15 protein-coding genes are annotated in these 19,841 nt (G+C 74.4%); 10 read left to right on the top strand and 5 right to left on the bottom strand.

Going from position 1 to position 19,841, the window contains the following annotated elements; all coding sequences use genetic code 11:
• Positions 1-24: 24 nt before the first annotated feature.
• On the top strand, positions 25-2,049 hold the full coding sequence (gene recQ / locus ACGF1Z_RS02575; RefSeq protein ID WP_392999080.1) for a DNA helicase RecQ: 2,025 nt from the start codon (positions 25-27) through the stop codon (positions 2,047-2,049).
• A gap of 515 nt (positions 2,050-2,564) precedes the next feature.
• On the opposite strand, the gene ACGF1Z_RS02570 is transcribed toward recQ, so the two are convergent.
• Entirely contained in the window at positions 2,565-3,260 is a 696-nt protein-coding gene (locus ACGF1Z_RS02570; protein WP_392999078.1) for a type 1 glutamine amidotransferase domain-containing protein, read from the bottom strand.
• A 910-nt stretch (positions 3,261-4,170) separates the two neighbouring features.
• Here ACGF1Z_RS02570 and ACGF1Z_RS02565 point away from each other — a divergent pair.
• Positions 4,171-4,959 (top strand): polysaccharide deacetylase family protein, encoded by a 789-nt coding sequence (locus ACGF1Z_RS02565; RefSeq protein WP_392999076.1) that lies wholly within the window; start codon positions 4,171-4,173, stop codon positions 4,957-4,959.
• 395 nt (positions 4,960-5,354) lie between these two features.
• Here the strand turns inward: ACGF1Z_RS02565 and ACGF1Z_RS02560 are convergent, their stop codons facing one another.
• The gene (locus ACGF1Z_RS02560; protein ID WP_392999074.1) at positions 5,355-5,798 is read right to left on the bottom strand and encodes an Lrp/AsnC family transcriptional regulator; all 444 of its coding nucleotides are present in this window, start codon (positions 5,796-5,798) and stop codon (positions 5,355-5,357) included.
• A gap of 101 nt (positions 5,799-5,899) precedes the next feature.
• Between ACGF1Z_RS02560 and ACGF1Z_RS02555 the strand changes: the two genes are divergently transcribed.
• From ACGF1Z_RS02555 to ACGF1Z_RS02545, 3 genes are all read left to right on the top strand, one after another.
• A complete protein-coding gene (locus tag ACGF1Z_RS02555; protein ID WP_392999072.1) occupies positions 5,900-6,889 on the top strand; it encodes an SMP-30/gluconolactonase/LRE family protein in 990 nt (329 codons plus the stop codon).
• Between the two features lie 50 nt (positions 6,890-6,939).
• Positions 6,940-7,638 (top strand): aspartate/glutamate racemase family protein, encoded by a 699-nt coding sequence (locus tag ACGF1Z_RS02550; protein WP_392999070.1) that lies wholly within the window; start codon positions 6,940-6,942, stop codon positions 7,636-7,638.
• A gap of 243 nt (positions 7,639-7,881) precedes the next feature.
• Entirely contained in the window at positions 7,882-9,192 is a 1,311-nt protein-coding gene (locus ACGF1Z_RS02545) for an MFS transporter (protein ID WP_392999068.1), read from the top strand.
• Positions 9,193-9,241: 49 nt separating this feature from the next.
• Here the strand turns inward: ACGF1Z_RS02545 and ACGF1Z_RS02540 are convergent, their stop codons facing one another.
• A complete protein-coding gene (locus ACGF1Z_RS02540; protein ID WP_392999066.1) occupies positions 9,242-9,937 on the bottom strand; it encodes a lysophospholipid acyltransferase family protein in 696 nt (231 codons plus the stop codon).
• A 412-nt stretch (positions 9,938-10,349) separates the two neighbouring features.
• On the opposite strand from ACGF1Z_RS02540, the gene ACGF1Z_RS02535 reads away from it, so the two are divergent.
• Entirely contained in the window at positions 10,350-10,802 is a 453-nt protein-coding gene (locus ACGF1Z_RS02535) for a YbhB/YbcL family Raf kinase inhibitor-like protein (protein ID WP_392999064.1), read from the top strand.
• 801 nt (positions 10,803-11,603) lie between these two features.
• Here ACGF1Z_RS02535 and ACGF1Z_RS02530 read toward each other — a convergent pair.
• Entirely contained in the window at positions 11,604-12,602 is a 999-nt protein-coding gene (locus ACGF1Z_RS02530; protein ID WP_392999062.1) for a LacI family DNA-binding transcriptional regulator, read from the bottom strand.
• 223 nt (positions 12,603-12,825) lie between these two features.
• Between ACGF1Z_RS02530 and ACGF1Z_RS02525 the strand changes: the two genes are divergently transcribed.
• Both ACGF1Z_RS02525 and ACGF1Z_RS02520 read left to right on the top strand, forming a co-directional pair.
• Positions 12,826-15,384, top strand: a complete 2,559-nt coding sequence (locus tag ACGF1Z_RS02525; RefSeq protein WP_392999060.1) for an RICIN domain-containing protein — start codon at positions 12,826-12,828, stop codon at positions 15,382-15,384.
• 274 nt (positions 15,385-15,658) lie between these two features.
• Positions 15,659-16,585 carry an LLM class F420-dependent oxidoreductase gene (locus ACGF1Z_RS02520; protein ID WP_392999058.1) on the top strand — a complete coding sequence of 309 codons (927 nt, stop codon included), beginning with the start codon at positions 15,659-15,661 and terminating at the stop codon, positions 16,583-16,585.
• A 22-nt stretch (positions 16,586-16,607) separates the two neighbouring features.
• On the opposite strand, the gene ACGF1Z_RS02515 is transcribed toward ACGF1Z_RS02520, so the two are convergent.
• Positions 16,608-17,162, bottom strand: coding sequence for a helix-turn-helix domain-containing protein (locus ACGF1Z_RS02515; RefSeq protein ID WP_392999056.1), 555 nt, complete (start codon positions 17,160-17,162; stop codon positions 16,608-16,610).
• 190 nt (positions 17,163-17,352) lie between these two features.
• Here ACGF1Z_RS02515 and ACGF1Z_RS02510 point away from each other — a divergent pair, with 190 nt between their 5' ends.
• Together ACGF1Z_RS02510 and ACGF1Z_RS02505 are read left to right on the top strand one after the other, a co-directional pair.
• The gene (locus tag ACGF1Z_RS02510) at positions 17,353-18,477 is read left to right on the top strand and encodes an aryl-sulfate sulfotransferase (protein WP_392999054.1); all 1,125 of its coding nucleotides are present in this window, start codon (positions 17,353-17,355) and stop codon (positions 18,475-18,477) included.
• Positions 18,474-19,832, top strand: coding sequence for a uracil-xanthine permease family protein (locus ACGF1Z_RS02505; protein ID WP_392999052.1), 1,359 nt, complete (start codon positions 18,474-18,476; stop codon positions 19,830-19,832). The genes ACGF1Z_RS02510 and ACGF1Z_RS02505 overlap by 4 nt, the downstream gene beginning before the upstream one ends.
• The last annotated feature ends 9 nt before the right edge of the window (positions 19,833-19,841 follow it).

Below are 19,841 nucleotides of genomic sequence, written 5' to 3'. Positions count from 1 at the left end.
CGTGCAGGCCGCTAGGCTTTTGGAATGACCCTCACCGACGCCTCCTCCGAGACCTCCGACGCCCTGCAGGTGCTCCGCCGCGTCTTCGGTTACGACTCCTTCCGCGGCGAGCAGGAAGCGATCATCGAGCAGGTCGTGTCGGGCGGGGACGCCCTCGTGCTGATGCCGACCGGCGGCGGCAAATCGCTGTGCTACCAGATCCCGGCGCTGGTCAGACAGGGCACCGGCGTCGTGGTCTCGCCGCTGATCGCCCTCATGCAGGACCAGGTCGACGCGCTCACCGCGCTCGGCGTGCGGGCCGGCTTCCTCAATTCGACCCAGGACCCGTACGAGCGGCAGGCCGTGGAGCAGGCCTTCCTCGCCGGCGAACTCGACGTCCTCTACCTGGCCCCCGAGCGGCTGCGCACCGAGGGCACGCAGCGGCTGCTCGACCGCGGCACCGTGTCGGTCTTCGCGATCGACGAGGCGCACTGTGTCGCCCAGTGGGGCCACGACTTCCGGCCCGACTACCTCGGCCTCTCGATGCTGCACGAGCGCTGGCCCAAGGTGCCGCGGATCGCGCTGACCGCCACCGCCACCGAGGCCACCCGGGCGGAGATCGCCCAGCGGCTCGCCCTCCAGGAGGCCCGGCAGTTCGTCGCCAGCTTCGACCGGCCGAACATCCAGTACCGCATCGCGCCCAAGGTCAACGCGCTCAAGCAGCTCCTCGACCTGATCCGCACGGAGCACGAGGGCGATGCCGGCGTCGTCTACTGCCTCTCGCGCTCGTCGGTCGAGAAGACCGCCGCCTTCCTCGTCGAGCACGGGATCGACGCCGTGCCGTACCACGCGGGCATGGACGCGGCCTCGCGGGCGGCGAACCAGGCGCGCTTCCTGCGCGAGGACGGGGTCGTGGTCGTCGCGACCATCGCCTTCGGCATGGGCATCGACAAGCCCGACGTGCGCTTCGTGGCGCACCTCGACCTGCCGAAGTCGGTCGAGGGCTACTACCAGGAGACCGGCCGCGCCGGGCGGGACGGCGAGCCGGCCACGGCCTGGCTCGCGTACGGGCTCCAGGACGTGGTCCAGCAGCGCAAGCTCATCGACGGCTCGGAGGGCGACGAGGCCCACCGGCGTTCCCTCGCGGCGCACCTGGACGCGATGCTCGCCCTGTGCGAGACGGTCGAGTGCCGTCGCGTGCGCCTGCTCGAGTACTTCGGCCAGACGGCCGAGCCGTGCGGCAACTGCGACACCTGCCTGACCCCCGCCGAGTCCTGGGACGGGACGGTCGCCGCGCAGAAGCTGCTGTCCACGGTGTGGCGGCTGGCGAAGGAGCGCCGCCAGAAGTTCGGCGCCGGCCAGATCATCGACATCCTGCAGGGCAAGAAGACCGCCAAGGTGATCCAGTTCGACCACGACAGCCTCTCGGTGTTCGGCGTCGGGGAGGACCTGTCGACGGCGGAGTGGCGCGGCGTCGTACGGCAGCTGCTCGCACAGCGGCTGCTCGCGGTCGAGGGAGACTACGGGACGCTCGTCCTGACGGACGGCAGCGGCGAGGTCCTCGGCGGCCGCCGCAGCGTCCCCCTGCGCAAGGAGAAGGCACCGGCCGCCGCCTCCCGCAAGAGCTCCGGTGCCCGGTCCGGCAAGGGCGCCGCCCGCGTCCCTGTCGACCTGCCGCCGGCCGCCGTACCGGTCTTCGAGGCGCTCCGCGCCTGGCGGGCCGCGACGGCGCGCGAGCAGGGCGTCCCCGCGTACGTCGTCTTCCACGACGCCACCCTGCGCGAGATCGCGACCCGGCTCCCCGGCACCGTCGACGAGCTGGGCACGATCGGCGGGGTCGGCGAGGCCAAGCTCACCAAGTACGGCGAGGGTGTCCTCGCCGCCCTGGCCGAGCACACCGCAGGCGCCCCCGCTCCCGCTCCCGCCACCGACGCGCCCGCCGTGCCGGCGCCTGCGACCCCGCAGGCCGAGACCGCCGCGCCCCCGCGACGGCAGGCGGCGCCGGACGAGGAACCGCCCTTCGACCCGTTCGACCCGGAGGAGGAGCCTCCGTGGGACGACTGGGAGTGACCGCAGCGGGCGAGCGGACGGGATCACACCGGCGCTGACGGGCGCCGGCCGGGCCGGGGGCGCTGCCCGGGCCCGGGGGGTGCCGCCGGGGGCCGGGGGGTGCCGCCGGGGGCCGGGGGCGCCGACGCCGGGGCCTGGGCGCCGCCCGGGCACGGCCGGGAGTCCTCCGTGTGGCCGGTGTCGCCGGGAGCGCCGGGTGTCGACGGGTGTCGACTGGTGTCGACGGGTATCCAGGGTGGCGACGGCTGGCGCCGGATCCGGCGGCAGCCGACCGGCGTGCCCCGGGGCTCCCGGCCGCAGGCCCGATCGGGGCCCCTCCGCCGCGTCTCCGCCGGGCCGCGGTCCGTCTGCGAACGACTCCGGCCGGGCGTGAGGGCGGTGCCTCGCCCGGCCCCACCGCCTGGTCCCGGCCCCGGCCGTTGCGGCCCCGCCCGGGCTCCCGGTCGTTCGGGCCCGCGGCTGTTCCGGCCCCCGGCCGTGCCGGCCTCCTCGAAGAGGCCGGCGCTCCTCGTTGTTCAGGCCAGCTTCTTGAGGACCTCGGCCGCGAGCGGGGCGGAGGAGGCCGGGTTCTGACCGGTGATCAGGTTGCGGTCGACGACCACGTTCGGGGCCCACGGCTCGCCGGCCCGGACGTCCACGCCGGCCTCCAGCAGGCGGGTCTCCAGGAGCCAGCGGGCCTTGTCGGCGAAACCGGCCTGCGTCTCCTCGGCGTTGGTGAAGGCGGCGACCCGGTACCCGGCGAAGGCGTTGGTGCCGTCCTCCTTCACGGCCGCCAGGAGGGCCGCGGGGGCGTGGCAGACGACGGCGAGCGGCCGGCCGGAGGCCAGTGCGTCGACGAGCAGCCGACCGGAGGTCGCGTCCACCGCCAGGTCCTCCATCGGGCCGTGGCCGCCGGGGTAGAAGACGGCGGCGTAGTCGTCGAGCCGTACGTCCTCCAGGCGGATCGGGTTCTCGAGCCCCGCGAAGGAGTCCAGGACCTTGGCGATCCGGTCGGCGCCCTCCTGCCCGCCGTTGACCTCGGGGGCGAGACTTCCCCGGTCCACGGTCGGCACGACACCGCCCGGTGTGGCGACGACGACCTCGTGGCCGGCGCCCGTGAACGCCTCGTACGGGGCGGCGGCCTCCTCCGCCCAGAAGCCGGTGGGGTGCTCGGTGCCGTCGGCGAGGGTCCAGTGGTCGGCGCCGGTCATCACGAAAAGGATCTTCGACATGGGTCTCTCCAGGGAGGGGCGGGCCGCTCCGGGCCGGGGCGGTCGAGTCGCGCGCTCCGTCGCTCCACGAGCGCTGACGCGTCGGACGCGGACCGTCGGTGCGGCGATGTCCTCGAACCTAGGACGTCCCGCACGGACCTGACCAATGAGGAATCCGATGTCTGCCATCGGCTTTCCGATGACAGCACGGGGAATACCGCCCCGGCCCGGCCGCGACGGGACGCGGGCGGCGAGGCCGCGACGGAGGCCGAAGGCGCGGTGGCGGCACGGTCGATGACGTGGCCGGTCGCTGCCTCCCGCGTCCACGAGCCGTGCCTTTCGGCCCGCCGTCGCGAGGGCCGGCGTTGTGGCAGGGCGGACGGCGCGCCGGTAGGCCAGAGGGGTCACACCGGTCGTGGTGGGCGGGTTTCGGGCGGTGCGGCGTCGTCCGCGAAGCCGACCTGTCCGGGGCTCTCGTCCACGGCGGGGCCGGTGCTCCAGGAGGTGCCGGGCGCGGGACACGCGCTGCCGGATCGGCCGGCGGCCCGGGCTCCTGGCGCCGGCCTCCTCGTCGAGCCGGCGCGCGACGCGGACGTCCCCAGGCTCGTCCGCGCACTCCGCCGTCGAGCGAGCAGGTGAGCATCCGGCTCCCGGCCGCGGCGAGGAGCGGGCCGGGGTGGCCGAGCCCGCTGCGGGCGAGATGTTCCTCACGTTGTCGAAGGTCCGTCGTGCCGTCATGCCGTCGTGCCGGCCCGGCCGGCCGGGCGGGGCGGCCGGGCGGGGCGGCGCCTGGTCGGACACGTTCCGGCCGAGCGCCCCTCCCCCTGCGGCAACTCTTTTGACCTCGATGCCTTCGGGTGAAACCTTCCGGCCGTGTGATCCGTCCTCACCTCTGGGAGACGGTCAAGAACACACGGGGAGTGGGCATTCCATGGGGCTGAAGGGCAAGTACACCGCGCAGATAGCTGTGGTGGCCTCGGCGGTGGCACTGAGTCTGGCGGCCTGGGGAGCGGCCGCCCTGACGGACACCGAGGCCACCGCCCAGGCGGGGGACGGGCGGACGCCGGCGACGCAGGACGGGGCTCCGGCCCAGGTGCCGCCGGTGAAGATGCCGGAGAGCATCGCGCACGCCGCCGAGGCGGGCGGATCGGCCGTGAACGTCACGATCGACGACGGCCCCGACCCGCGCTGGACGCCCAAGATGCTCGACATCCTCAAGGAGAACGACGTCAAGGCCGTCTTCTGCATGGTCGGCCCGCGGGCCCAGGAGAACCCCGCGATCGTCAGGCGGATCGTCGCGGAGGGGCACCGGCTCTGCGACCACACGGTCACCCACGACACCACCATGGACAAGAAGTCCGTCGCCTACCAGAAGCAGCAGATCCTCGAGGCGAAGAAGATGATCGAGGACGCGGCCGGGGGAGCGAAGGTGGAGTACTACCGGGCTCCGGGCGGCGCCTTCACCCCCGACAGCCGGCGGATCGCGGCCGCGTCGGGCATGCGGCCGCTGGGCTGGAACGTGGACACCAAGGACTTCGAGAGGCCGGGCACGGCCTCGATCGTGCACACCGTCAAGAACGAGCTGTCCAACGGACCGACGATCCTCTTCCACGACGGCGGCGGCGACCGCGCCCAGACGGTCGCGGCCCTGGAGCAGGTGCTCCCCTGGCTCAAGGAGCAGGGCCACTCCTTCAGCTTCCCCGTCCGCAGCACCCCCTGAGCTCGGCGGCGCCCGCCGCACCCGTCGCCGTCGCGCACCGGGCCGTCGACCGCGGCCCTTACGCGCGTCGAACCGTCCTCCTGCCGCAGCCGTGCGGCGAGCGCAGCGGCGCGGCGCCGCCCAGTGCAACTCCCGCCCGGTTCACCACCGGTCCGGTCCACGGGGTGGTCCCGCACACCCGGCGGCCCGGTGCACCAGGGTGCGGCCCGGCACACCGACGGCCGCCGTGACCCGCGGTCGGAACTGGTGTGACCGGTGCGGCCGCCTCCGGGCAAGTCCCCCATGGTCGCCCGAGGGGTGACCGAGTCCATCCCTTTCCCGGGCGAACCGCCCCCCCCGCTCGGCCCACTTGAGCAGCGAGCGCGGTCCCACGCCGGTTCGGCGCCGGGGGCGGCTCAGGCCGGGTGCGGCGAGACGGGGCGTTCGAAGAACGTCTCCAGCACGACCGTCGCCTGCGTCCCGCTCACCCCGTCGATGGCGTAGATCCGCCGCAGCACGTCCTGGAGCTGCTCGGTGGTCGTCGTCCTGACCTTGACGAGCACCGAGGCGCTCCCGGCGATGACATGCGCCTCCAGGATCTCGGGCACGCCGGCGAAGTCCCGCGCGGAGTCGCCCATCCAGGCGGTCGAGTCGACCATCACGTACGCCAGGACGCCGCCGCCCACGGCCGCAGGATCCACCTCCACCGTCGTACGCCGGATGACTCCGCGTTCCCGGAGCTTGCGGACCCGCTCGTGCGCCGCACCCGCCGACAGGCCCACGGCCTGTCCAAGGGCTGAGTAGGGCTGGGCGGCGTCCCGCTGAAGCTGTGTCAGCAGTTCCCGGTCGATGTGATCCACGACTCTCCGTTCGGCATGTGCTTGCGAAGACCGTACCTCATCAACCAATCTCGCCAACGAGCCGAATCTCATTCGGCACCACGACGGGGAGGACCACGACCATGCCCACCGAACGCCCCTCGCTGTACGAGATGTTGGACGAGCGCTTCCGCACCGGCCGCTGCATGAACGGCGACGAGGGACTGGAGCTGCTGCACACCGGCTGCCGCTGGGCGGAGGGCCCGGTCTACCTCCCGGCGTGGCGGCAGCTGATCTGGAGCGACATCCCCAACGACCGGATGCTGCGCTGGGACGAGGAGACGGGCGCCGTCGGCGTCTTCCGCCGCACGGCCGGTCACACCAACGGCAACACCCTCGACCGCGAGGGCCGGCTCGTCACCTGCGAGCAGGGCAACCGGCGGGTGACGAGGACCGAGCACGACGGCACGATCACGGTCCTGGCCGACCGCTGGCAGGGCAAGCGGCTGAACAGCCCGAACGACGCGACGGTGAGGTCGGACGGCTCCATCTGGTTCTCCGACCCGGACTTCGGCATCACCAGCGACTACGAGGGCCACCGCGCCGAGAGTGAGATCGGGGCCAACCACGTCTACCGCATCGACCCGGACACCGGAGAGGTGCGCCTGGTCGCCGACGGTTTCCAGGCGCCCAACGGCCTGGTGTTCTCCGCGGACGAGAGCCGGCTGTACGTCTCCGACACCCGGGCCGGCCACGTGCGCGTCTTCGACGTCCGGGACGACGGCACGCTCTCCGACGGCGAGGTCTTCGCGGACGCCTCCGCCCGCCCGGAGGCCCGCTTCGACAACCTCCGCTTCGACGACGACGGACGCCTGTGGGTGGCCGCGATGAACGACGGGGTGCACTGCTACGACCCCGACGGCACGTTGATCGGACGCCTGAACGTCCCGGAGACCGTGGCGAACATCTCCTGGGGCGGCGCCAAGCGCAATCGTCTCTTCATCGCCGCGGAGACCAGCCTGTACTCGGTCGTCATGGCGGTCACGGGCACCCACCCGACCGGCCCGGGGCACCGTCCGTGGCGTCAGGGGACGCCGCCGCGGGCCCGGTCCGGACCGGCGGCGGTGCACTGACCTCGGCCGTCTCGCCGGGGGGTGCGCGGGCGCGTGGCAGAGTGGGGCGCATGAAGATCATCGGATTGATCGGCGGCATGAGCTGGGAGTCGACCGCCGTGTACTACCGGCTCCTCAACGAGGAGGTCCGCGATCGGCTGGGCGGCCTGCGCTCGGCCAGGTGCATCGTCTACTCGGTCGACTTCGCGGAGATCGAGCGGCTCCAGGCGGCCGGTCGCTGGGACGAGGCGGGGGAGGTCCTCGCGGCCGCGGCCCGCGCACTGCGGGCGGCCGGCGCGGAGTTGCTGCTGATCTGCACGAACACCATGCACAAGGTGGCCGACCAGGTGGCCGCGGCCGTGGACGTCCCGCTGCTGCACCTGGCCGACGCCACGGCGACGGCCGTCCGCGAGGCCGGACTGGGCCGCGTCGGCCTGCTCGGCACCGCGTTCACCATGGAGCAGGACTTCTACCGCGACCGGCTGGCCGCACACGGCCTCGACGTCCTCGTGCCCGGTGCGGACGACCGGGCCCTGGTCCACCGGGTGATCTACGACGAACTCTGCCGGGGCGTCATACGGGAGGAGTCCCGCGCGGCCTACCGCGAGGTGATCGACCGGCTGGTGGCCGCAGGCGCGGAGGGCGTCATCCTGGGCTGCACCGAGATCGAGCTGCTCGTCGCCCCGGAGCACAGCCCGGTGCCGGTCTTCGCCACCACCCGCCTGCACGCCGGGGCCGCGGTCGCCGCGTCGCTGGCGGCGCCGCGCTAGCGACGAGGTGCGGGCGGCGTAAGGGGGCCCGGGCGGCGAAGACCACGGAGTGGGCGGCGCCCGGGCGGTGGCGGCGACGGGGTTGGCGCCGCGGGGGCGAGGTGGGGTGGCGACGCGGGGGTCGACCGGTGGGCGGTGCGCGTGCGGTGGCGGCGACGCGGGGGTCGACCGGTGGGCGGTGCGCGTTGCGTCGCACGGTGCTCCCGGGGCGTAGGTGGCACCGCGGGCGGGCAGGGCGTGATCATGACCGAGACGCCGGAGACCACCGCCCCGCCCACGACCCGCGGCACCTCCCTGCCGCCCCGCCATCCCTTACGCCAGCTCCTCGCCGCCTCCGTCGGCAACGCCGTCGAGTGGTACGACTGGTACGCGTACACCTTCCTCGCCGCCCACCTCGCCCGCGAGGTCTTCCCACCCGGCACGGGCAACTCCCTGGTCCCGCTGCTGTCCACCTTCGCCGTCTTCGCCGTCGGGTTCTTCATGCGCCCGGTCGGCGGACTGCTCATGGGCGCGATCGCCGACCGGCGCGGCCGGCGCACCGCGCTCACGGCGACCATCCTCCTGATGGGAGGCAGCAGCCTCCTCGTCGGCGTCACCCCGACCTACGCCGCCGCCGGCGTCCTCGCCCCCGTCGTCCTGGTGACCGCCCGTCTGCTCCAGGGACTGTCGGTGGGAGGGGAGTTCGCGGCCTCGACGACCTTCCTGGTGGAGTCCGCCGGCCCCGGCCGCCGTGGCCTGTTCTCCTCCTTCCAGTACGTCTCCACCTCGATCGGCCAGCTCGCGGCGTCCGGCGTGGCCGCGCTGCTCGTGGCGAAGCTCGCCGAGGACGACATGAACGCCTGGGGCTGGCGCGTCCCGTTCCTTCTCGGCGCCGTCCTGAGCCTCGCCGGGTTCTGGATCCGACGCGGTGCCGAGGAGACCCGCGCCGCACACCCCGCCGAGGAGCGCCGCCCCGGCCTGTTCGACGCGCTCCGGCACCACCCCCGGGCGTCGCTCCTGATCTGCGGCATCACGGCCGGCGGCACGCTCGCCTACTACACCTGGACCTCCTACCTCCCGACCTACGCCGAGCTCAACACCGGCATGACGAAGGCGGACGCGCTTCTCGCGGGGACCGTCTCGCTCGCGTTCTTCGCCGTCCTCCAGCCGATCGGCGGCGCGCTCTCCGACCGCTTCGGCCGCAAGCCGTCCCTGCTCTTCTTCGGAATCGGCTTCGCCGCGCTCGTCGTCCCGCTCCTGCACGCGCTGGACGGCTCGTTCCGCTCGCTCGTCCTCGTCCAGTGCGCCGGCATGGTGCTGCTCACCGGCTTCACGTCCATCTCCGCCGCCGTGAACGCGGAGATCTTCCCGGCACGCGTACGGGCCGCGGGCATCGGCTTTCCGTACTCGCTCACCGTCGCGCTCTTCGGCGGCACGGCGCCGTACGTCGGCACCCTCCTGAAGGAGCTGGGCCGGCCGGGGCTGTTCCCCTGGTACGTGGCGGCGCTCTGCCTGCTCTCCTCGGCGGTGTACCTGCGGCTGCCGGAGAGCGCCCACAAGCCGCTGGACCACTGACCCGGCAGCCGTGCCTCCCGTGTCTCCCGTGCCGTGCCGGGCTCGCGGCCTACGCGGCGACCGGCTCCCCGAGGCTCGTGACGGCGGCCCGCCACGCCGCCGTCACGGCCGAGTGCGCCTGGGCCGTCCCCGCCGGGCCGTCGCCGCTCAGCAGCACCGGCGCCCCCACGTGCACATGGAGTCCGGGCCGTCGCAGGGGCGCGGTGACCAGTCCCGCCAGTTGCTTCGCGGTACCGCCCGACACGAGGCGTCGCGCCCCCGCCTGGCCGATCGGCACCACCGGCGCGCCGGTGCGCCGCGCCAAGCGCGCGATGCCGCTGCGGAACGGCCCGGGCGGCGCCTCGCCGGCGTCCTTGCGCAGCGGCAGACCGCCCTCGGCGTAGATGAGCACCAGGCGGCCGGCCGCCAGCGCCTCCGCGGCGAGGTCGAGGGCGTCTGCGGCGTGGGCAGTGCCGCGATGCACCGGGATGTGCCCCTCGGCGGCGAGCGCCCGTCCCAGCCACGGGACGCGCCACAGGCCCGCCGTCGCCGCGACGACCGGCTCGACGCCGAGGCGGTGCAGAGCGGCGAGGACGACGGCCGGATCGGCGAGCGAGGTGTGGTTGGCGACCACGATGCTGCCCGGGGCGAACCGGGCGCGCGGGTCCGTGCTCACGGTGAGCCGGCCCACGGCCGGAACCAGAGCCGAGGCGATGTTGCCGAGCACGTCATCTCTCCCCGAAGTCGGCGACGTTACGCCCTCCATGCTCGCCGCCGCCCGCACCGCCGCCCTGAGCGGCGCTACTCACCTCGGACCCGCGCCGTACTCAGACGTGCCGCCGGTCTCCCGGGCAGGACGTCCCTGCCGCCGGCGGGACGGGACCGGGAGAGGGACGGGGACGACGTCGGCCTCGGGCCGCCGCGCCGCGCGAGTGCGCCGTGACGGGGGCGTCGTGGGCATCGGTGGTGGCGACGCCGACGAGCCCGGCGGGCGGGAGCACCGCCAGGCCGCGCAGGACGCTCGTCCCGCCGGAGCCGGGGCGGCCCTCCAGGAGGATTCCCGCCGGGAGCTGGGCCCCCTCGGCCCACCGCCGGGCCGCCACGGCCGGGTTCGGCCGAACGGAGGGATTGCCGGGCGGACCGGTGCCGGCCCCGTCGGACCGGGTAGGGCGGCGCCCATGAGCCGAATCGCACTCACCAGCAGCGCCTTCGACGACCACACGGTGATCCCGGTGAAATACAGCGGCGAGGGCGAGAACGTCTCCCCGCCGCTGACCTGGTCGGGCGTGCCCGACGACGCCACGGAACTCGTCCTCCTCTGCGAGGATCCGGACGCGCCGGGGGCGTCGTTCGTGCACTGGCTGGTGACCGGTATCGATCCGGGCACCCGGGGGACCGTGGAGGGGCAGAAGCCCCAGGGCGGCCTGCCCTGGCCCAACGGTTTCGGGCGCGTCGGCTGGGCCGGACCGATGCCGCCGCCGGGACACGGCCCCCACCGCTACTTCTTCCGCCTCTACGCCCTGTCCGAGCCCCTGCCCCTGAACGGTCACCCGGGCGCCGCGGACGTGCACGCCGCCCTGAGGGGCAGGGAGCTGGCGTCGGGAGTCCTGGTCGGGACGTACCAGCGCTGACCATCGCCGGGCACCCCTTGACGTGCCCGGAACGAGTCGCGACAGCGGCGCCTCGGCGGGGCCGTGACGCGGCCCTGCTCACCGCCGGCCCCTGACCGGGCGCGTCGCCCGTCGGCGCGGCGGCGCCTCCCGGTCGGGTGCGCCGCCGGGATGGTGTGCCCGGGTCCGCGTACCGCAGCAGCGCACTCACCCGGCCGGGCAGCGGCAGCTCGTGCTCCGGTACGACGACGAGCTGAGCGTCGGTGCCACGAGCGCCCTCACCGGAGCCTCGTCGGCGGGTTCCTCGCGCGGGGCCCGTACGCCGAAGGAGACCGGCTCCGCCTCGGTGAGGGCGAGCCGGGTGGGCCGTGCCCCCACCTGGAGCCGGCACGCGGACGGTTCAGGAGCAGCGCCGCGACCTGACCACGCCGCAGCCCGGCCACGGCGGCGGCCAGGCCTCCGACACGGCACCCCCGCCCGCCGGCTGCCGAAGAGGTCCACGGGCCCGCGGTCGTGGGCGGCCGTGCGGCCACGGAAGAGGTGGCCGAGCCGGGGCTCCAGGAGGGCGCGTCCGGTGTCGGTGGGGGTGCGGCCGCCCACCCGGACGACCCGGTCCCGCAGGCCGCGGGGCAGGCGTCGGAGCAGTACGGTGCACGCGGGCGCGCCACGCCCGCGCCGACGCCGACGCCGACGCCGTGGGCGGGGACGAGTGGGTGCCACCGGCCGCCGACCCCGGCGGCCGAGGCGTGCGGTCTGTCCGGGCGGGCCGCTCGGCGCGCCACCTGGACCCGAACCACCCGACGCCCGGTATCGCCCGCCCGGTCACTCCGCCCGGGCCGTGCTTCCGCCGATCACCAGCTCGGGCCGCAGGAGCCGGGGCCGGGGGACGGGCGTGCCGGGGGCGGCGACGGCGCGGAGGGCGACCTCGACCGCCTGGCGGGCCATCTCCCGTTTGGGCAGCACGACTCCGGTGAGCGGGGAGCGGGACAGCAGGCCCGCGGGGGTCTCGTCGTGGGCCACCACGGAGAGGCCGTCGGGGACGCCTCGTCCCAGGGCCCGGGCGGCCTCGACGGCGGCGGCCGCGAGCAGGTCGTGGGTGGCGAAGAGGGCCGTCGTGCCGGGCGCCGTCCGGAGGGCCTCGGTGGCGGCGGTGAAGCCGCTCCGGAAGGTGGGTTCCGGAGCGAGGCGGACGGCGGCGTCGGCCACGGTGATCCCGTCCTCGGCGAAGGCGCGCCGGAAGCCCGCGACACGCGCACCGTGGGCGGGACTGGCGAGGACCGCGACGCGCTCGTGCCCGAGGGCCCGCAGATGGCGGCCGGCGAGATGGCCGCCGTGTTCGTAGTCGATGGTCACCACGGGGAAGCCGGTGGGGAGTTCGGACTCCCAGGCGCACAGCACGACGGGGAAGCGGGCGCCGGCGAGGAGCGGGAGGTGTCCCGTGAGGCCCTGGTCGCCGGCGATGAGGAGGGCGTCCACCGAGCGGCTGGTCAGTCCGGCCAGGTGGCGGCGGGCGCGCTCGCCGTCGAGGCGGGTGGTGCACAGCAGCAGGCGGTAGCCGCGCTCTTCCAGGGCGTCCTCGACCTGCTCGACCACGTCGGCGTAGAAGGGGGTGGAGACGGTCGGCACGAAGAGGCCCACGGTCCGGGTGCTGCCGGTGGCGAGCGAGCGGGCCACGAGGTTGGGCACGTAGCCGAGTTCGGCGATCGCCGCACGCACGCGCGCCTCGGTGGCCGGTCGCACCGTCACCCGGCCCGAGATGACGTTGGAGACCGTCTGCTTGGTGACTCCGGCCCGCTCCGCCACATCCTGCATGGTGACCATGGCGCCCCCGTCGTGCCGTTCGCGATTGGCTGGCAACGTAACCGCGGTCCCTGGCCAGGTCAAGGCGGCCGCCGGCGGTCCGGGACGGAGGCGGGAGGGGGCGGCCGTCCCGCCCAACTCCCCTGCACGGCAGGGGATCCGCTTGTTGCGCGGCTCTTGTTTTACCGGTCAAAAAGGCCCTAGGGTCCGTGCCACCCCGGCTCCCCCCAGCCAAGGAGTACTCGTGAACGCTCCTCGCACCCGACTGGTCGGCGTGCTCGCCGCGGCGGCCCTGGCCCTGGCGGCCGGCGGCTCCCTGGCCGCCCCCACGGCCTCCGCCGCCACAGCCCCCGCACCCGCCGCCGTCCCACCCACCACGGTCACGCCGAAGACGGTCCCACCGAGGACCGTCGCACCGAAGGCGGTCACGCCGAGCGCCGCCACCTACACCGTCTCCGTCGGCGCCAAGGGCTCGTGGACCCACCCGGACGACACCCCGGCGAGCCCGTACATCGACAAGGACGGCACCTTCTACTACCAGCAGGCCCACGCGCTCTACGGAGCCGACGACCCCCGCAAGTGGAGCTTCTTCACCGGCGGCGACCTCGACACCGCCACCCGCTCCGCCGCCATCAGCGACGCGGCCGACCCGGACAACCCCGTCGACCGCAACAACGACACCACCTGGCGCTGCGACAACAGCCCGACCGGCGTCCGCTCCACCCAGGCGCCCGCCGGCAGCGGCTACGCCCACCGCAACTACTGCGACCTCACCGGGATGTGGGTCGACCCGGACACCGGCGACTGGTACGGCCTGGTGCACAACGAGTTCACCCCGCAGCCCTTCGGCGACGGCGTCCACTTCGACGGGATCGACTACGCCGTCTCCACCGACCAGGGCCGCACGTGGACCGTCAAGGACCACGTCATCACCTCGCACCACAGCACCCTGCGCGGCGACACCACGGCCTTCCCGCAGCAGACCTACCACTACGGCACCGGGGACCCGCGGCTCTTCGTCGACACCGCCTCCGGGTACTTCTACGCCTTCTACGGCTCCCGCATCGTCAACAAGGGCGGCGGCTGGGCCGCCTTCTACGGACACGTCGCCCGTGCGCCGCTCTCCGGCAAGATGGCGCCCGGCTCGTGGCGGAAGTGGTACGACGGCACCTGGACCGAGCCCGGCGTCGGCGGCCGCGAGTCCACGATGGTCCCCGTCGGGGCGGGCAGCACCACCGGCTACGTGCCGAAGGAGAAGGAGTACGACCCCGCCAACGCCGGGACCGTCGCCCAGCAGGTCGCGGGCGGCCTGACACCGCCCACCTCCCCGCTGTTCGTCATGGACATCACGTACAACGCCCACCTCGGCCTCTACATCGGCGAGCCCCAGGCCGTGGACCAGAGCGGCAACGCCCCGCAGGAGCTCTACGCCACCGGCGACCTGACCACGCAGAAGTGGTTCCGGCTCGGCGACACCGGCAGCTACCGGAACGCCTCCTGGTACCGCTGGTTCCTCGACAGCGCCACCAGGACCGGCTCCGGGATCGTCGGCAGGAACTTCCGCTCGTACTGCTCCTTCGGCTGCTCAGGCGGCTCCTCCGGTGAGTACGTCAACCTGACCGTCGACTCCAGCGCGCCGCCCGCTCCCGTCGACACCTCCACGGGCTACCGCATCACCGGCGGCGGCCGGGTCCTCGCCCAGGTCGCGGGCGGCACCGCCACCACCTCCCTCGCCGCCGCGACCGGCTCGGCCCTCGAAACCTGGACCTTCTCCGCCAAGGGAGACGGCTCCTACCGCATCGCCAACGCGTCCACCGGCAACCTCCTCGGCGTAGCCTCCTCCGGACCGGGCACCCGCGCCTGGGGAACGAGGCCCACGGTCACCCCGGCGGCCGCCGGCGCGGGGCAGGACTGGTTCGTCATCCCGGGCGCGTCCCCGGCCGACAACAGCCGCACCGGCACGTACAAGCTCGTCAACCGCTACAGCGGCCTCGTCCTCGGCCTCTCCTCCGACCCCGGCCGCCCCGCCGAGACCACCCCCGTCCGCAGCTGGAGCAACGCCACCGGCAACCCCGTCGGCGGCAGTCGCACCGCGGCGGAGCAGACCCTGAGCCTGACCCCCACGGGCCAGGCCCCGGAGACGGTCACGGTCACCGACCCGGGCCCCCGCTCCGCCACCCTGGGCCAGGCCGTCTCGCTCCAGATCGCGGCCACCGACTCCCGGAACAAGCCCCTCACCTTCACCGCCACCGGCCTCCCGGCCGGACTGGGCATCAGCTCCGCCGGCCTCGTCACCGGCACCCCGACCACCGTCGGCACCTCCACCGTCACGGTCACCGCCTCCTCCGGCACCGCGACCGGCACCGTGACCTTCACCTGGTCGGTCGCTGCCTCCCTCGACGGCGTCCACACGCTCACGGTCGCCGGCAACGCCCTCGACAACCCGAACAGCAGCAGCGCCAACGGCACCCAGCTCATCACCTGGGCCCCCAACGGCGGTGCCAACCAGAAGTGGACCCTCACCCGGCAGACGGACGGCACCTACGAACTCAGGAACGGTTCGTCGGGCAAGTGCGCCGATGTCGACGGGGGTTCCACCAGCGCCGGTGCGCGGATCATCCAGTGGACCTGCCACGGCGGCGCCAACCAGCGGTGGAACATCGTCCGGCAGCCGTCCGGCACCTACGCCCTCACCTCAGCCGCCGGCGGACTGGCGCTGACCGCGGCCTCCACCGCCGGCGGTGCCCCGGTCACCCAGCAGCCCGACACCGGATCCGCCCTCCAGCGGTGGACGGTCGGCTGACCGCCCGGGCCGGAGACGCCCACACGGGGCCCGGGCATCGCCGCCCGGGCCCCGCCCGCGCCCCGGTCGCCCCGACTGGGGCGCCGTGCCGGGACGGCCGTCGGCACCGGCCTGCCGGGACGGGCCGACGACCCCCGGGCGTGCCGCTGCGGCGCGGCCGGGTCCCGCCGGCCGGCGGTGCGGTGATCGACGAGCCCCGAACAAGGGCGCCCGTGACACGTGTTGTTCACACCGGACGGGAATGCCGCTACCGGGAAGCCCTGTTGCGGCGTACATGACTCTCGGAGTAACGCTCGGCTCGACCTCCTGGCAGCTCCCCCTCGACGTCACCGTACGGCTCGCGCACGAGGCGCGGGACGCCGGTCTGCACTCCGCGTGGTTCGGTCAGTCCTTCGCGTACGACTCGCCGTCGCTGGCCGCGATCGTCGGGCGCGAGGTACCGGGCCTGCAGGTGGGGACCTCGGCGATCCCCCTCTTCGGCCGCCATCCGCTGCTCGTCTCCAGCCAGGCCCAGACGGCCCAGGCCGCCACGGGCGGCCGCTACCACCTCGGGCTCGCCCTCGGCACCCCGCACCTCACCGAGACCGCCTTCGGCCTCCCGTACCGGCGGCCCATCGGTCTGCTCCGCGAGTTCCTCACGGCTCTGCGGCCCCTCCTCGAAACGGGCCAGGCCGATTTCCACGGCGAGTTGCTGACCGCCACGACGCCGTACTCGGCGGCAGTCCCCGGGGCGCAGCCGCCGGTGCCGGTCCTGGTCGCCGCCATGGGGCCCCAGGCCGTACGGGTCAGCGGTGAACTCGCCGACGGCATCCTGCCGTTCCTGGCCGGCCCGCGGGCGCTCGGCGAGCACATCGTTCCGGCCGTGACCGCCGCCGCGCAGGCCGCGGGCCGGCCGGCGCCGAGGGTCGTCGCCCTGGTGCCGGGCGCGGTCACGGCCGACCCCGAGGGGGTGCGGCAGCGGGCCGCCGAGGCGCTCGCGCTCTACGAGCGCATTCCCTCCTACCGGCGCGCCCTCGACCTGTCCGGCGCGGACCGGGCCGCGGACCTGGCCGTCCTCGGCGACGAGGAGACCGTCGCGGCCGAGGTGCGGCGCTACCGCGACGCGGGCGCGACCGAGGTGGTGTTCACCGCGACGGACCTGAGCGGCGAGGACGACCGGCGCCGCACGTGGAAGCTGCTCGGCGAGCTCTCCCGCGGCTGATCGCGAGCGCCTCCGGGGCGGGTCAGGACCCCAGCACCTCCACATGGTCGCCGATCGCGACCACCAGCACGCGCGAGCCCGCCCCGGTGGTGCGCCAGCGGTGCCGGACGCCGCCCGACAGCAGCAGGGTGTCCCCGCGTCCCAGCCGGTGCACCCGGCCGTCGGCCTCCACCTCCACGGAGCCGTCCGCCACGTACATCAGCTCGTCGTGCCGGTGCCGGAACTCGCGGTCCGCCTCGTGCTCGCCCACGAACTCCAGCGCGTGCAGCTGGTGACGGCCGCGCACCACCGGCCGTACGCGCGCCTCCCGGTCGAGGCCGCTGTCGTCGCCCGCCCGCACCACGTCGACCGTGCGGGTCTCGTCCGAGGCCGCGAGCAACTGGACCGCCGTCGTGCCGAGGGCGTCCGCGATCCGCTGCAGCGACCGCATGCTGGGGCGCGCCCGGTCGTTCTCGATCTGGCTCAGGAACGGCGAGGAGAGCCCGCTGCGTACCGCCACCTCGGCCAGCGTCAGATCGAGCGCCCGGCGCCGGCGGCGTACGGCGGCTCCCACCCGCGGTGTGTTCGCGGCATCCATGGATCGTCCCGTCCCTCCCCGCCCCACGGCCCCGTCCGCCCTCGTGGGCACTGCCTGACCGCACCCTACGCCGCGCACGGCGGCGGCCCGGAGCCGGTTTCGTACTCCTGACACACGCCCGTCACACAACGCCCCTACCGTCAAAGTCGGTTGCTCTCATCAAAGAAAGTTTGAAGCGAGGAGTTCCGACATGCCCCCGATCGACCAGAATTCACGTCGCCGACGCCCCACCGGGCTCATCGCCGTCGACGAGACCGCCGCCTTCGACGGACTCACCCTCTTCGCGCCGCTCACCGGCACCGGAGAGGTCTATCTCGTCGACCTCCACGGCCGCACCGCGCACCGGTGGAAACTGCCCTACCGGCCCGGCCGCCACGCCCGCCTCCTCACCGACGGCACCCTGGCCTACAACGGCGTACTCCCGGGAGAGCAGGCGCTCTTCCCGATGTGGCACAAGTACCGGGGCGGCGTCATGCTCCACGCCGCCCCCGACGGCACCGTGCTCCGGGAGCACCGCGACCCCCTCCAGCACCACGACGCCCACCACCTCGACGACGGCCGCATCCTCTACACCGCCCTGGAGGCCCTCACCGGGTCCGAGGCCACGGCCGTACGGGGCGGGGTGCCCGGCTCCGAGGCGGCGGACGGCGTCGTCTGGGCCGACACCATCCGGGAGGTCGGCCCGGACGGCGAACTCCTGTGGTCCTGGCGCGCGGCGGAACACCTCGACCCCGCCTCCTTCCCCCTGCACGAGGCGTACGCCCGCGAGCACTGGCCCCTGATCAACAGCGTGACCCCGCTGCGCGAGGGCAACATCCTGGCGAGTCTGCGCAGCGTCTCGGCCGTCGTCGTCATCAGCCGCCGCACCGGCGAGATCCTGTGGCGCAGCGGCCCCGGCACCGTCAGCCAGCAGCACGCGCCCACCGAACTCGACGACGGCCGACTGCTGGTCTTCGACAACGGCGTCTTCCGGCCCGGCCACGACGTGCCGTACTCCCGGGTCGTCGAGATCGACCGGGCGACCGGCGAGATCGGGTGGGAGTACCACGACCCCGCCCGCGAGTTCTTCTTCGCGCCCTTCATGGGCTCCGCGCAGCGCCTGCCGAACGGCAACACGCTCGTCACCGACTCCCCGGCCGGGCGCCTCTTCGAAGTGACCGAGGACGGCTACCTGTGCTGGGAGTACGTCGTCCCGTACTTCGCCGGATACGCCGAGAGCGAGGTCCGCGGGATCTTCCCGTCCCAGCCCAACGCGGTCTTCCGCGCCTACCGTTACGCCGCGTCCGACATCCCGTGGCTGGAGACGACGTCATGACGCCCGCCCCCGCCGGCCCGCCCGCCACGTCCCCCGGCGCGGCCGCCCTTCCCGCCCCCTCGGACGAGGCCGTCGACGCGCGGGTGCCGGTGCGCCGGCTCGTCCCGCTGGCGGCCCAGCACGTCCTCGCGATGCTCGCCGCCCCGGTCTCCACCGTCCTCCTCGTCTCCGGCACGCTGCGGATGCCGCCGGGACCGACCGCCTCGCTGCTCAGCGCCGTCCTGCTGCTGTGCGGCGCGGGCGCCCTGCTCCAGTCCCTCGGCGTGTGGCGGATCGGCGGCCGCCTGCCCTTCGTGATGCTCCCCGGCGGCGCCGCGACCGCGCTGTTCCTCCAGATCGCACAGGAACACGGGGCGCCGACCGCGACGGGCGCCGTCCTGCTGGCGGCGGCGCTGCTGCTGTCCGTGCTGCCGCTCTACGCCCGCGTCGTCCGGTTCTTCCCGCCCCTGGTCATGGGCGTGACCGTGCTGCTCATCGGGATCGCGATGATCCGGGTGTCCGCCCGGCTCGTCACCGGACCGGACGGTGCCGGGGAGCCGCGCGCGGTGCTCCTCGCCGCGCTCACGGTCGCCGCCACCGTCGCCGGCTACGTGCTGCTGCGCGGCGTCTGGCGCCAGACCTCCGTCCTCCTCGGGATGGCGGCGGGGACGGTCGTCGCGGTGACCACCGGCCTCGGCGCCTTCACCCCGGTGACGGGCGACGGTTTCGCCCTGCCCGCCCTGCTGCCCTTCGGTACACCCCGGTTCGATCCGGTGGCGGCCCTGCCGCTGCTCGTGTTCAGCCTCACGACCCTCGCGGAGATCACCGGACAGACCGTGCTCAACAGCGAGACCGTCGGCCGGACACCCGCTCCCGAACGGGACGTTCCGCGCGTGGCCCGCGCCGACGCGCTGGTCTCCCTGGCCGGCGGACTCCTCGGCACGTCCCTGATGGTGACCAGCGCCGAGAACATCGGCATCGGCCGGCTCACCGGAGTGCGCAGCCGTTCCGTGACCGCCGCGGCGGGGGTCCTCCTGGTCGTCCTCGGTCTGGCGACGCCGGTCTCGCGGGCGCTGGCCGGTCTGCCCGAGGCCGTCGTGGGCGGCTCGTCGCTCGTCGTCTACGCGGTGATCGCCGTCATGGGCGTCGACATGCTCCGCCGGGCGGACCTGTCCGGCACGGGGGCGGGCAGCCTGACCGCGGCCCTCGCGCTCACCGCCGGACTGCTGCCCCTGCTCACGCCGGACCTGTACGCGGGGTTCCCCGCCTGGGCCCGCACGGTCCTGGGCAGCGGCGTCGTCGCCGGCACCCTGACCGCGGTCCTCCTCGGCGCGCTCCTCGGCCGGTTCGGGCCCGGGAGACGCGCGGAGGAGTGACCGGGCCGG

It is taken from the genome of Streptomyces sp. NPDC048018 (assembly GCF_043202995.1).
Taxonomy (GTDB): domain Bacteria; phylum Actinomycetota; class Actinomycetes; order Streptomycetales; family Streptomycetaceae; genus Streptomyces.
Note: the sequence above shows the minus strand (reverse complement) of the source record. Positions and strands in the feature narration are given on the sequence as shown.

What these genes read in the sequence shown, in the direction of transcription:
- recQ (WP_392999080.1), top strand. Translation starts at nt 25, where the DNA reads ATGACCCTCACCGACGCCTCCTCCGAGACCTCCGACGCCCTGCAGGTG.
- ACGF1Z_RS02570 (WP_392999078.1), bottom strand. Translation starts at nt 3,260, where the DNA reads ATGTCGAAGATCCTTTTCGTGATGACCGGCGCCGACCACTGGACCCTC.
- ACGF1Z_RS02565 (WP_392999076.1), top strand. Translation starts at nt 4,171, where the DNA reads ATGGGGCTGAAGGGCAAGTACACCGCGCAGATAGCTGTGGTGGCCTCG.
- ACGF1Z_RS02555 (WP_392999072.1), top strand. Translation starts at nt 5,900, where the DNA reads ATGCCCACCGAACGCCCCTCGCTGTACGAGATGTTGGACGAGCGCTTC.
- ACGF1Z_RS02550 (WP_392999070.1), top strand. Translation starts at nt 6,940, where the DNA reads ATGAAGATCATCGGATTGATCGGCGGCATGAGCTGGGAGTCGACCGCC.
- ACGF1Z_RS02545 (WP_392999068.1), top strand. Translation starts at nt 7,882, where the DNA reads ATGACCGAGACGCCGGAGACCACCGCCCCGCCCACGACCCGCGGCACC.
- ACGF1Z_RS02540 (WP_392999066.1), bottom strand. Translation starts at nt 9,937, where the DNA reads ATGGAGGGCGTAACGTCGCCGACTTCGGGGAGAGATGACGTGCTCGGC.
- ACGF1Z_RS02535 (WP_392999064.1), top strand. Translation starts at nt 10,350, where the DNA reads ATGAGCCGAATCGCACTCACCAGCAGCGCCTTCGACGACCACACGGTG.
- ACGF1Z_RS02530 (WP_392999062.1), bottom strand. Translation starts at nt 12,602, where the DNA reads ATGGTCACCATGCAGGATGTGGCGGAGCGGGCCGGAGTCACCAAGCAG.
- ACGF1Z_RS02520 (WP_392999058.1), top strand. Translation starts at nt 15,659, where the DNA reads ATGACTCTCGGAGTAACGCTCGGCTCGACCTCCTGGCAGCTCCCCCTC.
- ACGF1Z_RS02515 (WP_392999056.1), bottom strand. Translation starts at nt 17,162, where the DNA reads ATGGATGCCGCGAACACACCGCGGGTGGGAGCCGCCGTACGCCGCCGG.
- ACGF1Z_RS02510 (WP_392999054.1), top strand. Translation starts at nt 17,353, where the DNA reads ATGCCCCCGATCGACCAGAATTCACGTCGCCGACGCCCCACCGGGCTC.
- ACGF1Z_RS02505 (WP_392999052.1), top strand. Translation starts at nt 18,474, where the DNA reads ATGACGCCCGCCCCCGCCGGCCCGCCCGCCACGTCCCCCGGCGCGGCC.